General features: G+C 69.2%; 10 protein-coding genes. 7 read left to right on the top strand and 3 right to left on the bottom strand.

Annotated elements, in window-relative coordinates; all coding sequences use genetic code 11:
• The first annotated feature begins 211 nt into the window (after window positions 1-211).
• From ACFU8W_RS37055 to ACFU8W_RS37045, 3 genes are all read left to right on the top strand, one after another.
• Window positions 212-1,063 carry an IS5 family transposase gene (locus ACFU8W_RS37055; RefSeq protein WP_384047182.1) on the top strand — a complete coding sequence of 284 codons (852 nt, stop codon included), beginning with the start codon at window positions 212-214 and terminating at the stop codon, window positions 1,061-1,063.
• Window positions 1,064-1,211: 148 nt separating this feature from the next.
• A complete protein-coding gene (locus ACFU8W_RS37050) occupies window positions 1,212-4,661 on the top strand; it encodes a DNA polymerase III subunit alpha (RefSeq protein WP_384047179.1) in 3,450 nt (1,149 codons plus the stop codon).
• A complete protein-coding gene (locus ACFU8W_RS37045; protein WP_384047177.1) occupies window positions 4,658-5,659 on the top strand; it encodes a hypothetical protein in 1,002 nt (333 codons plus the stop codon). The genes ACFU8W_RS37050 and ACFU8W_RS37045 overlap by 4 nt, the downstream gene beginning before the upstream one ends.
• Window positions 5,660-6,030: 371 nt before the next feature.
• Here ACFU8W_RS37045 and ACFU8W_RS37040 read toward each other — a convergent pair whose 3' ends face one another.
• Window positions 6,031-8,040 (bottom strand): PQQ-binding-like beta-propeller repeat protein, encoded by a 2,010-nt coding sequence (locus tag ACFU8W_RS37040; protein WP_384047174.1) that lies wholly within the window; start codon window positions 8,038-8,040, stop codon window positions 6,031-6,033.
• A 110-nt stretch (window positions 8,041-8,150) separates the two neighbouring features.
• Here ACFU8W_RS37040 and ACFU8W_RS37035 point away from each other — a divergent pair, with 110 nt between their 5' ends.
• From ACFU8W_RS37035 to ACFU8W_RS37020, 4 genes are all read left to right on the top strand, one after another.
• Window positions 8,151-8,291, top strand: coding sequence for a hypothetical protein (locus ACFU8W_RS37035; protein ID WP_384047171.1), 141 nt, complete (start codon window positions 8,151-8,153; stop codon window positions 8,289-8,291).
• Window positions 8,292-8,318: 27 nt separating this feature from the next.
• Window positions 8,319-9,281, top strand: a complete 963-nt coding sequence (locus ACFU8W_RS37030; protein WP_384047168.1) for a Gfo/Idh/MocA family protein — start codon at window positions 8,319-8,321, stop codon at window positions 9,279-9,281.
• 223 nt (window positions 9,282-9,504) lie between these two features.
• Window positions 9,505-10,995: a hypothetical protein gene (locus ACFU8W_RS37025; protein WP_384047166.1), complete on the top strand. Its 1,491-nt coding sequence runs from the start codon at window positions 9,505-9,507 to the stop codon at window positions 10,993-10,995.
• On the top strand, window positions 10,992-13,652 hold the full coding sequence (locus ACFU8W_RS37020; RefSeq protein WP_384047163.1) for a hypothetical protein: 2,661 nt from the start codon (window positions 10,992-10,994) through the stop codon (window positions 13,650-13,652). The genes ACFU8W_RS37025 and ACFU8W_RS37020 overlap by 4 nt, the downstream gene beginning before the upstream one ends.
• Before the next feature lie 72 nt (window positions 13,653-13,724).
• Here the strand turns inward: ACFU8W_RS37020 and ACFU8W_RS37015 are convergent, their stop codons facing one another.
• Complete coding sequence (locus tag ACFU8W_RS37015; protein WP_384047160.1) at window positions 13,725-14,558, bottom strand: DUF429 domain-containing protein; 834 nt, start codon at window positions 14,556-14,558, stop codon at window positions 13,725-13,727.
• Window positions 14,559-14,642: 84 nt separating this feature from the next.
• On the bottom strand, window positions 14,643-15,083 hold the full coding sequence (locus ACFU8W_RS37010) for a hypothetical protein (RefSeq protein ID WP_384047157.1): 441 nt from the start codon (window positions 15,081-15,083) through the stop codon (window positions 14,643-14,645).
• Between the last annotated feature and the right edge of the window lie 164 nt (window positions 15,084-15,247).

Here is a 15,247-nt window from a genome sequence, read left to right as displayed (position 1 = left end):
AGGCCCGCACCCGCAAGAACCCCACCAGCAAGTACGGACCGAACGCCGGACAACACCCCACGACCAGCCAGAACTACACCGTCCACAGCACCGTCGCGTTCTTCGAACACGGACTCTCGACCCGCTCACGGACGTAAACGCAACGGCGTTGCAGGCACGGGCTCTGCGCGATCATGGAGTTCTCTACGCTCAGTGATCACACGGAGGACCCGTGCCTGCGCTGCCATCTTGCCTGCTCGAACCCCTGTGGGACCAGTTCGCCGCGCTCTTGCCCGCTCGGGGGGCGTTCGTTGCGGACCACCCGCTGGGCTGTCACCGCCGCCGGGTCGCCGACCGGACCGTCTTCGAGCACATCGTGCTTGCGCTGGTCCACGGCTCCGGCTACGAGCGCATCTCCAGTCCCGGATGCTCCGACCGCACTATCCGACGGCGTGTCAAAGAGTGGGCCGAGCTGGGGATATCCGAGAAGGTTCATGCCCTCGCCCTGGAAGCCTACGACCGCACGATCGGGCTGGGGCTGGCCGAGATCTCGGTTGACGGCTGCATCACCAAGGCCCCGTCCGGTGGCGAGAAGGCGGGTCGCTCACCGGTCGACCGGGGCAAGCAGGGACTGAAACGCTCGGTCGCCTCCGACGCCTGCGGCGTCCCGCTCGGCATCGTCTCCGACGGAGCCAACCGGCATGACTCGCCCATGCTCGGCCCGACCTTGGAGGCGGCCCGCGCCCAGGCCGGCGCGATGCCCGAAGGCGTCAACGTCAACCTGGACCGCGGCTACGACAGCGCCAAGTCCCGTGCACTGATAGCGGAGTTGGGCTTCACGGCCGAGATCGCCCGCAAGGGAGTCCCGGCACCGATCCAGGCCGGGAAACGCTGGGTGGTCGAGCGCACGCACTCCTGGATGAACGACTACGGCAAGCTGCGACGCTGCACCGAGAAACGCGGTGAGGTCGTGGACTTCTACCTCTACCTCGCCGCCGCCCTCGTCACGCTCCGCATGCTCATCCGACGCGCGACCAAGCGTTACCGCTGGGACGGCCGCCCCACCACCCGACGCCTCAAGTGATCCATTTGCCGGTCGGTCTAAGTCACAGGAACACGCCACGCGAGGCGCTGGGGTAGCGATCCTCGCTTGTTCGATTTTTGTTCGAGTAGGGTGGAGATCTAGCCAGGGTGGTTAGAGCGTATTTGGGGGTATGTGACCGGAGGGCGTGATGGGTGGTGGTGTGCATCTGCATGTCGCCAGCGGCTACTCCGCCCGCTACGGCGCTTCCCACCCGCACGACCTGGTCGCCCGTGCCACCGAGCGCGGCATCACCACGCTCGCGCTGACCGATCGCGACACCGTCACCGGCATCGTCCGCTTCGCGAAAGCCGCGATGGCGGCGGGCGTGCGGCCGGTCTTCGGCGTCGACGTCGCGGTCGCCCCGCATACCCCGGCCGGTCACGCCGCCAGGGTGCGGACGCCGGTGCGCGGCGGCGCGCATGTTGCGGAGGCGCCGGTGAGAGTCACGCTCCTCGTGCAGGACCTGTCCGGGTGGGGTCGGCTGTGCCGGATCGTGTCTGCCGCCCACGCGACCGCTGCCGGCGGCCCGCCGATCGTGGCCTGGCCAGTGCTCCAGCAGTACGCAGACCAGGGCCTCACGGTCCTGCTCGGGCCCGCTTCGGAGCCGATCCGGGCCTTGTCGGCCGGGCGTCCGGACATTGCCGAGCGGCTCCTGGTGCCGTGGCGGGAGCTCGCCGGGCCGCACCTGCGCCTGGAGGTCCTCCACTGGGGGCTGGAAGGCCTCGGGCCCGGCTCGTTGCGGCTCGCTGCCCACACGCTCGGCCTGGCCGATCGGCTCTCCATCCCCACGGTTCTGACGAACGCGGTGCGCTACGCCGACCCTGCGCAGCACCGGATCGCGGACGTCTTGGACGCGGCCCGGCTGCTGCGGCCCATCGACCGGCGGCGCGTGGACTGCGGTGAGCGGTGGCTGAACGGCCCTGCCGAGATGGCGGCTGCGGCGGAGCGAATCTGTGAGGCCGCTGGTGCCGGCCCGGGTCGCGCGGCGGAGCTGCTCGCCGTGACCGCGCGGACCGCTGAGCAGTGTGTGATCGATCCGGTCGCCGATCTCGGGCTCGGTACCCCGCACTTTCCCGAGCCGACCGTGGTCGGCGCTGAGCCCGGTGCGGGTGGGGCGATGCGGCTGCTGAGGCAGCGGTGCGAGGCCGGGATGGTTGCCCGCGGTCTGGACCGTGACCGGCGGGCGGTCGAGCAGCTCGACTATGAGCTCGGCGTCATCGGCCGGCTCGGTTTCGAGGCCTATTTCCTTGCTGTTGCTCAGGTGGTTGCCGACGTCCGTGACATGGGGATCCGGGTCGCCGCTCGCGGTTCCGGCGCCGGTTCCATGGTCAATCACTCCTTGTTCGTGGCTACAGCGAACCCGTTGGAGCACCGGTTGTTGTTCGAGCGGTTTCTGCCGGAGCGTCGGGCTTCGTTGCCGGATATCGACGTCGATGTGGAGTCCGCCCGTCGCCTGGAGGTGTACGACAGGATCTTCGAGCGGTTCGGCTCGGAGCGGGTCGCGGTGACGGGGATGCCGGAGACCTGGCGGGCGCGTCACGCACTTCGTGACGCCGGTCTTGCCCTGGGGCTGCCGCCGCGGACGGTCGACCGGATCGCGAAGTCCTTCCCGCACATCCGGGCCTGCGACATTCGCGGAGCGCTCAAGGAGCTACCCGAGCTGCGGCAGCTCGCCACCGAGGCTGATTCGTATGGTCCGTTGTGGGAGCTCGCCGAGGGGCTCGATGCGCTGCCGCGTGGGATTGCGATGCATCCGTGCGGTGTGATCCTGTCGAACGCGACCTTGCTGGACCGGCTGCCGGTGCAGCCGACGCCGGGTGGGCAGTACCCGATGGTCCAGGCCGACAAGGAGGACGTTGAAGGCCTCGGCCTGCTCAAGCTCGACGTTCTCGGGGTGCGGATGCAGTCGGCGATGGCGCACGCCGTCACCGAGATCCGCCGCACGACCGGCCGTCAGATCGATCTCGACAATCCTGACCACGTGCCGCTGGACGATCAGTTCGCCTTCGCCCTGATCCAGGACTCGGACACCGTGGGGATGTTCCAGCTCGAGTCGCCCGGTCAGCAGGACCTGGTCGGTCGGCTCCAGCCCCGCGACCCGCAGGACGTCATCGCCGACATCTCGCTGTTCCGGCCGGGCCCGGTGCAGGGCGGGATGCCCGCGCTCTACATCGCCGCCCGCCACGGCGCCGCCCCCGTCTACCCCCACCCCGATCTCGAACCCGTACTGCGCGATACGTACGGGGTGACGATCTGGCACGAGCAGATCATCGACATCCTGGCCGTGATGACCGGCTGCGACCGCGCCCTGGCCGAGGTTGCCCGACGCGCTCTCGCCGACGAGCAGCGCCTCCCCAAGCTCGAAGTGTGGTTCCGGGAGAAGGCCGGCACCCGCGGCTACAGCACGAAGGTCCTGGACGAGGTGTGGGAGATCGTCGCCTCGTTCGGCGCGTACGGGTTCTGCCGTGCACACGCCGTCGCCTTCGCCGTCCCTGCCCTCCAATCGGCATGGCTCAAGGCCCATCACCCTGCTGCCCTCTACGCGGGCCTATTGGAGCACGACCCCGGCATGTGGCCGCTGCGTGTGATCGTCGCTGACGCCCGCAGGCACAACGTGCCTGTGCTGCCCGTCGACGTGAACAAATCCGCGCCCACGCATCAGGTCGAGCAGACCGACACAGGCTTCGGCGTCCGATTGTCGCTGTCCTCGGTCAAGGGCATCAGCGAGGATCAGGTGACCCGGATCGCTGCCGGCCAGCCCTACAACTCCCTGCAGGACTTCTGGCAGCGGGCCCACCCGGCGCTACCGATCGCCGAACGCCTCATTCAGATCGGCGCGCTCGACCGGCTCAAGGGCGACCAGACCCGGCGTGACCTGCTGCTCCAGGCCGCCGAACTCCACCGCCACACCCGTACCCGTCCCGGCGCCGGACAGCTCCCGATCGACGACACCCTCATCACCGCCGGACCGTCCGGGCTCCGGGAGATGACCAGCCGCGAGGCCCTCGACGCCGAACTCAGCGTGCTGAAGATCGACGTCTCCCAGCACCTGATGGAGCACCACCACCGGTTGCTGCGGGAGATCGGTGCCACCGATGCCAAGCACCTCAAGGCGATGCACCCTGGGCAGCAGGTCCTGGTCGCCGGGGTGCGCGCTTCCACCCAGACGCCGCCCATCCCGTCCGGGAAGCGCGTCATCTTCGTCACCCTCGAAGACGGCTTCGGACTGGTCGACATCGCGTTCTTCGAGGACTCCCACGAGGCGTGCGCGCACACCATCTTCCACAACGGACTGCTGCTCGTCCGCGGCACCGTCGAAGCCCGAGGCCCGCGGCGCACCGTGGTCGGGCAGATGGTCTGGGACCTCGAAGAGCTCGCCGCGGCCCGCCGTGACCACGGACCGCAGGCCGTCCTCGACATCCTCGGCCGCCGCGAACCCGCAGCCACCCCCGCCCAGCCAGCCGACGTACCGGCCCGGACGCTCACGAACGGGACCGCCGGAGCCAAGCTGCACCCGTACGCCGATCTCCAGCCCGCCGGCACCCGCTCCGCAGACCTCACCCGACTCGGCCACACCAGCCCCGGCAGCGCTGGATGACCACCAGCCCCCGCGCCGTGATGCGTATCTACTTCCACCTCCACAAGCCGGACGAGGAGCTGTACGAGCAGCTCCTGGCCCTCCTTGAAGGCATCACCCCGCGGGTTCAGGCCCACCCCGCGGACTGGTCCGCCGACGTCGACCTCACCGGCGCCCTGCGGTACTGGGACCGCGACGCCGAAGGACTTGCCGCGGTGATCCGGCTACGCGCGCTGGCCCTGCATGGGGTCCAGTCGAGTGCGGGTATCGGGTCGTCCCGGATGGTCGCGGCAATGGCGGCCGCCGTCACGCCACCTGGTTCGACTACCGTTGTCGGCAACTCCCCCTATGACATTGCCGCTTTCCTGCGACCTCAGCGTGCGGCCGCCCTGCCGGGAGTTGGCCCCACGGCGGCGAGATTTCTGTCCCGGTACGGGATCTACAGCATCGGCGACATCGCGGACACCCCGCTCACCACCCTCCAACGGCTGCTCGGCACCGCCACCGGCCGACAGGCCCACGACCGTTCCCACGGCCGAGACGACCGCCTCATCGTCCCGCAGGCCGCTCCCCGTTCCGCCTCCGCCGAGCACCGCTTCGACACCGACGAACTCAACCCCGACCAGCACCACCAGGCCGTCCTCGGCCTCGTAGACGAACTCGGCGCCCGGATGAGGTCCGAGCACAGCGTCTGCTGCGCCATCACCCTGGCCGTCCGCTACGCCGACCGCACGCACACCACCCGCACCCGGACCCTGACCGAGCCCACCGCCCACTCCCCCGCACTCGCCGACACCGGCCTTGCCCTCCTCGAATCCCTCGGCCTGCAACGGGCCCGCGTCCGGGCGATCTCTGTGCGAGCCGAGCGACTACAGCCCGCCGAGACCGCCACGCACCAGCTCACCCTCGACCCCACCGACGAACGGACACGCGACCTCGAAGCCGCTATCGACCGCGCCCGAGCCCGATACGGATACCGTGCAGCCGGACCCGCGAGCACCTACCAGCGGGCCAACTGACGCCGTGTCCCCTTCTGTAGACGCGTCTTTATCTTGCGAGCCGGTACTCACGCCGCCCGGCGACTCCACCACCTCATATGGGCGGCAGCCGATAACGCCGGGGGCAGGGAGCTCGAGCCGGAAGTCTCCAGGGTCGACGTCGGTGTCCGCGGTGGCGGTCAGGTTCGCCCGGACGGTCAGTTCGGTCTCGGGCAGCTGGTCGCGGCTCAGTTCGGTAGCCAAGATCAGGCTGGCGGTGATGGGGCTCGTTGAATTTCCCCAGCCAGTGCTCACGGGTTCCCCAGGCTTGCTCACTTGGTTCCCCACCCAGGGCGCACCGATCCGCGGATGGGCACCACTCGGCAGGGCGACCTTAAGAGCTGACCGCAGGCCTAGGTAGGGGCCGCTGCTGAGAGGGCGAGCAGGCCCCTGCGTTCGGTGGCGACATAGACCACGCCGTCTGCGATGACGGGTGTGGAGGTGGCGCCGGTGTCGTGCAGCCGCCAGCGGACCGCACCGGTGCTGGCGTCGACCGCGCAGACCATGGTGTCCGAGGAGACCGCCAGTGCTCCGCCGCCCAGCTGCGACAGGTCGGGATGTTTGCCCAAGTCCGCGCTCCAGCGTTCCCGCCCGGTGATCGCGTCGAGCCCGTGGACTCTGTCGTCGGCGTAGATGCACAGGGTGCGGCCCGCGATGGCGATGTCGAAGACGTTGAAGTCGCTCCGCGCGATGGTCTTGCGCAGGGTTCCGTCGGCCGGGGCCAGGAGGGACAAACCTCCGAAATGGCTCACATACAACGTGCCGTCTGACATGGCCAGGTCCTGGGGTGCCTCCACCTCGGTCCGCCACACCCGTTTCCCTGTCGCGGCGTCGACCCGGTCCACTCCCGTCCCGCTGTAGACGAAGAGCGCGTCCCCGGACAACAAGCAGCTGACCATGTCGGGGTGGGGCAGGTCCCGCGCGTACGACCATCGTGCGGAGCCATCAGCCGGGTCGAGGGCATGCACCGGCTCACCCGGCAGATACACGAGGTCCGGTCCTGAGATCACCGGGTAGCCCGATTCCCTGGCCAGCGCAACGGACCAACGGGTGTCGCCGGAGCGGGAGTTCAGCGCCGTCAGTCGCTTGCCGTCGGAGTGGTACAGGGTGTCGTTCCCGAGCACGGGCCCGTACACCGCGTCGTTCAGGGGGCGGTGCCAACGCTGTGAACTGGTATGGATGTCGAGCGCCACGAGCCCGTCTTCCTTGCTGATCGCGTACACCGTGTCCCGGGTCACCAGCGGGGTGAAGGCGAGCCCTTTCATGGCATGCCGCCAAAGGATCTTGGGGGCGGGCCCTGATGGGCTGTTCTGGTTGATCAGCCAGGCCGCAGTGCCAGCGGCGGCCGCGGCGGCTCCCAGGCCGAGTACACCGCGCCGGAGGAACTGCCGCCGCTGGCCGATTGGGGCGGGCGCGGTGCCGGGGGCGGCGGACGTGCGCCCGGTGCTGGGCGCGGGTTCGTCCGCCGCGGTGGGCGCATGCGGCCCCGGCGCACCGGCCCGGCGGGTGCGTGCCCGCGTGGTGACCTCATGGGTACGCCGGCCGATGACGTCGAGCAGGGTCGGCGGCATCCAGGACCCGCCGCTTGCTCTGCCGGGGGTGGCCAGGGCGGCGAACTCGGCCAAGGCGGGCCGGTGCGCCGGCTCCCGGGCCAAAGCGCGGCGGAGCAGGGCGGCGAGCGTCACGTCGGCGACGCCGGAAAGATCGGGATCGACCGCCACGGGCCTGGCCATCACAGCCGCGGCGGGCCCGGTCCCGTACGGATGGCGTCCCTGGGCTGCGAAGGCGAGCAGCGCGCCGAGGGCGAACACGTCGGCGGCGGGCCCCGCCGCGCCGCCCAGCAGCACCTCGGGCGCGATGTAGCCGGGGGTGCCAGGGGTCTGGCCGGTGCGGGTGATGGCACTCTCGTCTGCGGCCAGGGCGATGCCGAAGTCGATCAGGCGGGCACCGTCGGCGCCGAGGATCACATTGGACGGTTTGAGATCGCGATGGATCAGGCCCGTCGCGTGGACGACCGTCAGTGCCTGGGCCAGTTGCTCGGCGAGGGCACGGCAGGCCTCGGCGGGCAGTTCGCCGTGCTGGGCTATCGCTTCGCTCAGCGTGGGCCCCGGAACGAACTCCGCGGCCAACCACGGTGTTTCGGCATCCGGGTCGGCACCGGTCACCGAGGCGACGCCGGGCCCGTGGACCCGCGCGGCGAGCCGGACCTCCCGGGCGAAGCGCCGCCGAAACTCAGGGTCGTGCGCGCGCTCGGGATGCACCACCTTCAGGGCTACTAGCGCGCCCCGCCGGTCCTCGGCCAGATAGACCCGGCCCATGCCGCCCTGCCCGAGCCGCGCCAACAGCCGGTAACCCCCCAACATCCGAGGATCCTGATCAGTGAGTGACCGCACGCCCAGCCCCCTATCCATCCGCCCACGCTAGCCCCGGGAAAGTCTGCAGTCCGCCCAGAACTCGGGAAAGACTGCACGCCGTGCTGAGCCACTGGGTACCCATCGTGACGTCGTGGATCGACGGCGTCGACGCGGCGGCCGAGCACCATCCCGCCGTCGACTGGGTCGACGGCCCTGCGCCGTCGCTGGGGCGCTGGGCCGAGGTGACCGCCCCCCGATGACAAGAAAGCGCAAGGAGGGCGGATTTCATGAGTGACCTTGTACAGGTCGGCCTCGTCGGGGTCGGGATCATCGCGGAGACGCATCTGGCCGTCCTCGCCGAACGGGCCGGGGTGTCCCTGGAGTTCGCTGTGGACCCGCATCTAAAGGAACCGCCCGCGTTCCGCGGATCCAAGCCGTCCCACTACGGCAGCCTGTCGGACGCCCTCGAAGCTCACCAACCCGACCTGGTCGTGATCGCCACTCCCACAGACACCCACGCGGACCTGGCCGTCCAGGCCCTCACCCTGTCCTCGGCCCAGGTCTTGGTAGAGAAGCCCCTCGTCCGCGATCTCACCTCCCTCGGCGATCTCACCTCCCTCGCCCGGCTGCGTTCCCTGGACGGGTCAGCGGACGTGCGAGGCCGCGTTTTCGCCGCGCACCATTTCGCGTTCTCGCCCGAGGTGGACTGGGCTGCGGAGGAGATCGCCGAACACCCCGAGTGGGGGCCCGTCACCAGCGTCACCTCGGCGTTCTGCGACCCTTACATCCTCCGGGGCGAGCAGGCTTTCGCCTCGTACATCTCCAGTTGGATGGACTCCGGCGTCAACCAGCTCAGCATGCTCTCGCGCTTCGTCGAATTAACGGAACTCACCTCAGGCGACCGTCAGATGGACGGCGGCGCGAGTTCCTGGGCAACGTTTGCTTACCGCTCCCGTGACACGACGGGTACGGCCCGGCTGCGTAGCAGCTGGCTCACTGGCTCCAGCAGCAAGGAGACCGTCCTCACCTTCGGCCGCTCCGGCGTGGAGATCTGGATCGACCACACCTCCATGACCGGCTTCGCCACCCAAGGCACGAGCCTCCTCGCCGCCCACGGCAACGACGGCCTCACACCCAGGAAGATCGCCCATTATCGGCCCCTCTACGAAAGCCTGCTGTCCGGCCGCCCCGACCCTGTGCTCAGCTTCGACACTGCCGCGACTGTCACCGAACTCCACAGTGCCCCCTGAATCCGCCGGGCCCGCATGGAATCGGTCCCGCCACTGCAACCTCCGGACCAGCCGCAGGAATCACTACGGGTCCTGCATTCCCGGATCTCCCACCGAAGTTGGCATCTACCCTGAGAGAGGATCACCCAGCGGCTGCTATGCGCCGGTCCGGCAGTCCTGATAGGGGGAGCGGCGAGTGACAGCGGATGTGCAAGGGCCGGCGTGGGCGCTGGAGGGGCTGGGCGTGCGGTCCGGACGATATCCCCTGGCGGTCGAGGGCCCGGTGATGCGGGCAGTGGACCGGCTGGTTCCCGGGGTGTCCACGGTGACACGCTACATCCGTTACCACTCGATGTACGCGGCGATCGCGGCACACGCCGGACAGAACGCGTGGGACATCGCCGCGTGCCGCCAGTCGGTTCGCCGCAGCGAGGTGCTGCTGGCCGCGCTTCAGCACCATGCGGCGCCAGATCCGGCATGGCCTGCCCACGGCGTCGATCGGATGCGTCGTTTTTGCGTAGCGGAACTGGAACTCGCACGAGCCGCCGACGAGGAGCACCTGAGCCAGTCGTACTCGCCCCGCCGGTGGGGCTTTTGGGATCAGTACGGGGGACCCGCCATGCTTCTCGGCACCGTGGATGTCCGGGACGGCGCGCTCAGGCCTGGCCGGCATGTTTGCCCTCCCGCGGTCAAAGACCTCTTCGCCCCGCTGCTGTCTCTCGCGGCGCGGGACGTCGTGTCCTTCACGGACCTGGAGACGGCTGGGCAGGCTGCCCTTGGTGTCCCGTGTCCGGCCGAGCGCGAATGGCTGACGGACGTACTGACCGCCACCCGTGACGGAGGAACCCACGTTCCGGAGGACTGGGAGGCGTCCGACCGCACGCGGCGCGCTACCCTCCGTATCCTCGGCCGGGCAATCGATCTCCATGGCCATGAGGGCGACGGGTATCAGGAGACTCTGCGCTCCGCGGTGGCCTTCGGCGAGGAGGCGACAACGGATCCTGTACTGGCGGCGATTCCTGAGACGGCCGGTTGGCGGGGAGCGCTGCTGCGCCACTATTCCGTGGGTGCCTGGCGTCGGCTGTGGGCGGCGCTGGTGGCCGGTGTCGGCTCCAAGGACGGTGAGGCCGACCGGTCGGCCGAAGACCTGCGCGACTGGCTGGCACAACAGGCCCCGGATGCGGATGTGCGGCAGGTCCTGGACGGGATACCCCCGCTCAAGAGCTCGGCAGGTCAGTTGCTGCCGGCCGAACGACAGCTCCTGGCGCAGGGTACCGATGCCCCGATGACGGATGTACTGCTTCTGATGGCGGGTGCGCTGCGGTCCAGGGAAGGACATCTGCCAGGCGACGTACGCGCCGTCTTCCTGGGCCGGCAACGACACTGGGCCGAGTTCCTCGACCCGACATGGGTCGACGGCCTCATCAACGACTACATCGACCGGTCCGCCCGCGACCTGGCCGCCCGCCTGGTGGACGACATGCTCGCCCAGTCCCGCAGGGTCGCCCTCGCGAAGCTGCGCACCGACCCGGTAACAGGTGGTCTGAAGATTTTCTCCCGATTGCATCTTCGCAACGAGCGCTACTTCAAGACCGGGGACGAAGGGGACTCCGACATCGGCACCCGCATCCCCCAACTGGGCTTCCTCGCAGAGCAGCTGGGACTCTTCGCCGCCGTCGACAACTGCCGTACCGTCACCGCGGAGGGACGGCGAATCCTGGAGACAAACCCATGAGCGCGGCACAGCACACCCGGTTCGCATCCCCCGCCACGCTGTTGGGAGAGTGGAGCGAACGCAGCGACCGGCAGGGGCTGCACGAGGCGCTCTTCCTGGGTTTCACAGTAGATCTTCCCTTCTTGGAGAAAGTCGCCATACCCGTAGCACGTGGTCTGGGCGCCCGCACCGCAGTGATCGGTGACGCCGCCCAAGGGCTCTACGACCCGGTTGATGTGCGTATGGCCGGCCGCAGTTATCTGCACGGCCTCGCGACGTGCCGTGGAGCCTTCCACCCCAAGGTCGTCCTTCTGATCGGTGAACACGCATGTCGGCTGGCAGTGGGCTCGGGGAACCCGACCCTGTCCGGCTGGGGTGCCAACGACGAACTGTGGACGGTCGTGGAGACCGAGGACGACGACTCCCACGCGCTCCTGGCCGACCTCGCCGACTGGTTGGAGGTGCTGCCCTCCGCCGTGGACCTGGCCCCCTGGGCGGCTGGTCATCTCGCGGAACTGGCCGCCCTTCTGACCGAACGGCATGTCGCCGCTCCCGCCGGACCAGAGGGCGGTCCCCGGCTCCTACACAACCTTCAGGAGAGCCTGCTGGACCAACTGCCGCTCGGTCCTGTCGATGAACTGCACGCGCACGCCCCGTTCGTCGACCCGGCGGGTCATGCCCTAAGCGCGTTGGCCGGCCGCTTGAGACCACGTCGTACCACCCTCGGTCTCCAGCCTCGCTGGTCCAGTTACGACGCTGGAACGATCAGGGCAGCTCTGAACGGCTCCGACGCGCAGATCCGTCTTCTCGACGAGACACGGATGCGGCACGGCAAATTCGTCGAATGGCAGGTCGGCGGCCGACGACACGCTCTCACCGGGAGCCCGAACCTCACCCGCGCCGCGCTGTGCACCAGCACCAGGGACGGCGGCAACTGCGAGCTCGCCGTGCTCGCCGCCGACACTCTGCCGCTCCTCCCTGAGGAAGGGCGCGTCACCGCACTCGCGAGCCTGACCGGCCGCACCATCCGGCCCTTCGGTTCAACCGGCCACACGCTCGTCCTACTGGGTGCGAAGACGGACAGCGAAGGCCTGCACGTCTCTCTGGCCCGCAGCCAGCCCTCGCCCGTGGTGATCAGCACTTCTCCGGACGGTTCGCCGGGCTCCTGGACGGAGACCGGAACCATCCCGGCAGGGACGTCGGCCTCCTCCTTCCCGCTGCCCGAGGTCCCGGGGGCGGCGGTGCGCGCCACCCGTACCCGGCCCGACGGCACCACCGTCGAATCCGCCGTCGTCTTCGTCTACAGCCCTGTGCACTGCGCAAGACGCCACAGCGCCGACAACGGGCCCCGGCTGAGATACGACTACACGGCACAGACGTTGTTCGCCGACGAGCTTGCCGCACGCCGTTTCGAGGCCGATCTGCTACGCCTGCGCGAGCTGACCGCCGGCACATCCGCTCCTCGGGTGAGCCCGGCACCAGGCACCACAGCAGTGGTCTCTGTGACACCGAGCAGCGTCGACCGCTGGGACGCCTATCTCGCGGACTGCCGCCGGATGATCGGGGCCCCCTTGACGGATCTCGCGTTCGGCACCTTGCAGATCGACCTGCCGCAGGCGCCCTCGTCGCGGTGGATCGTGTCGGCGGTCACCGGTGGTGGGAGGACGGAGGACGACGAGCCATACGAGGACGAGACGCAGGACACCGACCCCCTCACCACGAGCCAGCCCCTTGCCCCGTACATCGCGCCAGAACAGCGTTCCCGTTGCCGCACCTGGGCCCAACGCTGGGTGGGGACGCTCGCCGCCTCTGAGACATCACCCGCGGCACCGGTTCCGGCTCGGCTGCTCGTGACGAACCTGTACGTCCAGCTCCTGGCCGCCGGGGCCTGGGACGAGAACGACCAGAGCTGGCGCGACGGCCTCAGCCGCCTCCTCGAAGCTCTCGGTTCCGAAGACACACCGATCGAAGTGCAGCAACATACTCCACCGGAGACCCGGCGCCGACTGGACGCGACGGCAGCCGTGGTGATGACGCTGCTCATCCAGGACGCCACCTTCACCGGCGGCGGTGAGCACGATGTACTGGCTGCCCGCGCCTGGCACAACAGCAAGGCGATGATCGCGCGTGCCGAGCCTGCTGAAGCGGAGGACCTGATGTTCCCGCCGGACCAGGCGCTCGCCCGCGTCGCGCCCTGGAGCGAGGTGGAGCGGCTCATCGCCCTGGCCCAGGAGGACGATCCCCACGCGGAGGTGATCGAGGAGTTCACCGCGATAGGCTGGTCGGCCAAGAATGAGGATGGGTTCTGGGAGATCACGGGCTCCTTCGGCAATCCGATTCCGGTCGCGGCCAAAGCCGCCGAACGACTCGGGCGGCACCACCCGAACGGCGTGCTCGTCCAGGCCCGCAGCAGGAACCGCTGGGCGTTCGTCGCCTGGGCGGCCCCCCACCTGGTCCTCCTGAATCCCCCGGCGCGCGTCTGGCGCACCTACCAGGTACGTCCCCCGGCCACACCGGAGTCACGGTTCAGCGGTGGCGACCTTTCCACGGTGCCCGGCCGTGTAGGCGCCCCGGCCCCGCTCCCAGCGGGCGCACCCGAGGCCTTGAGGAAGATTCTGACCGAAGTAGGCCTGCCCTACCCGGAGTTGATTCGGCGGTTGTTCGCAGAGGGCACGTGAACAGGGAAGGGCACCAATCAAGGATCGAACCCCCTGCACGCCGCCCCGGTGAACGGCTGTGTTCCCTTCGGTTTAGCTCGCCCCGCCACGCATCTGCTCGGGGCGGGCAGGCGCGATGATGGTAGGAGCCGATCCGAGGGGTACGAGGCTGTCCGCTCCCAGGACTTGGCAGCGCGCCAGTCCGTGCCGGGACCACAGTGCGGCCGTCCACGCGCAGAGCAGCGCGTCAATGAGGTCTTCCCGATGCTTGTAGTCGGCTGCAAGCTGAGGCGAGGGCTCGTCGAGTAGCCGACGGGACACCACGTGGGAGGAGAGCAGGAGGGGCGGATCGGCGGTGGCCAGGCCCGCCATACGCGCGATCAGCTTGTCGCACTCCTCCGCCCGGACCGCTCGCCACTGCGCCGTCGGCACTCGCGCGGGCCGGCGCTTGTAGGTGGGGCGTTCCTGCTCGTAGCCCAACTCGGACGCGCCGACCAATGTCGTATACGGATAGCACTCGGAGACTACCTTCCCGCCCGTCGGCGGTCCGCCCCTGCCGTCGTCGTAGGCCCAGCCGGACTCCTGCAGCAACGCCCTCAACAGCACTCCGGCCCGACGGGGAGAGCTCTGGTTGGTGCTGTTCGCGCTCACCTTCCACCGGCCGTACCGCTGACCGACTTCCCGCTCGCAGGGCCGCTGGCCGGCCGGATTGTCAACGACCAGCGGCGCGTCGACAAAGGCCAGGGCCGATCCGCCAACGGCTGTCTTGGCAAGCCACGCCATCGTTTCTTCGAGCCCGAAGGTCCAGCCGCATTCGATCACCACGCCGCGACCGTCGATGGCGGCTACGCCGGTCTCGTTGGGCTTGGTACGTGCTCCGCCCTGCGACCAGGCGAGGTCGATGCCGATGAACCGCTCAATCCCCATACGTCGGTAGTACCAGAGAACCGGCCACTGGCGTGGCCAGGTCCCCTTCTTCGCCGATCACCAGCGCCACCTGAGGACAGGCGTTCACGGTTTGTAGCGCCCACCACTGTTGAGCGGTGGCACCCGTGAGCTGAAGACCCAGACCCCTTGGGACAGCGTCGCGCCGAGCATGCGCCCGAAGGTCCGTAGCCACGGGTTCGCGGGCTGGAGCGGCGCGAAGTTGTCATTCGAAACGATCACGCCGTCCACGGCATTGGCGATGTCGACGACGAGCGCGTCTCCACGCCCTTCCGTACCGGCGGGCGGCTGTACTACTCGGCGGGCATCGATCGCTGCCTGCACAGCTGCTCGCTCTTTCTCCACCACGTCGTGGCGCAGCGTCGCATCGATGACGACGTGAACGTCCCGGTTGGGGTAGCGGCGCTGCAGAGCGGCGACACCCTGTTCCAAGACGGCGAAACTCGGTCGTCCACCCGCGGCCCGACTGGCGCTGGAGATCCAGGCAAGGTTGGAACCGTCGACCACCAGAGGACGGTTGTCCACCGTGGCCGCGAGGCGGGCCAGGGCCGCCGGGGACGCTGTGCCGGACTTCGGGCTTGCTGCCGCCGAGGGGACGACGGGCTTGGGCCGCTGCGGGTGTGTGGGCAACGGGGTACTGCGATGGGGCTCCCCCCGCAGGGACATCAAGT

Origin of the sequence: Streptomyces sp. NPDC057565 (assembly GCF_042801455.1) — a bacterium.
Classification (GTDB): Bacteria; Actinomycetota; Actinomycetes; order Streptomycetales; family Streptomycetaceae; genus Streptomyces; species Streptomyces yanii.
Note: the sequence above shows the minus strand (reverse complement) of the source record. Positions and strands in the feature narration are given on the sequence as shown.

Coding starts and splice junctions, on each gene's coding strand:
- ACFU8W_RS37015 (WP_384047160.1), bottom strand. CDS start 14,558: ATGGGGATTGAGCGGTTCATCGGCATCGACCTCGCCTGGTCGCAGGGC.
- ACFU8W_RS37040 (WP_384047174.1), bottom strand. CDS start 8,040: ATGTTGGGGGGTTACCGGCTGTTGGCGCGGCTCGGGCAGGGCGGCATG.
- ACFU8W_RS37045 (WP_384047177.1), top strand. CDS start 4,658: ATGACCACCAGCCCCCGCGCCGTGATGCGTATCTACTTCCACCTCCAC.
- ACFU8W_RS37050 (WP_384047179.1), top strand. CDS start 1,212: ATGGGTGGTGGTGTGCATCTGCATGTCGCCAGCGGCTACTCCGCCCGC.
- ACFU8W_RS37020 (WP_384047163.1), top strand. CDS start 10,992: ATGAGCGCGGCACAGCACACCCGGTTCGCATCCCCCGCCACGCTGTTG.
- ACFU8W_RS37030 (WP_384047168.1), top strand. CDS start 8,319: ATGAGTGACCTTGTACAGGTCGGCCTCGTCGGGGTCGGGATCATCGCG.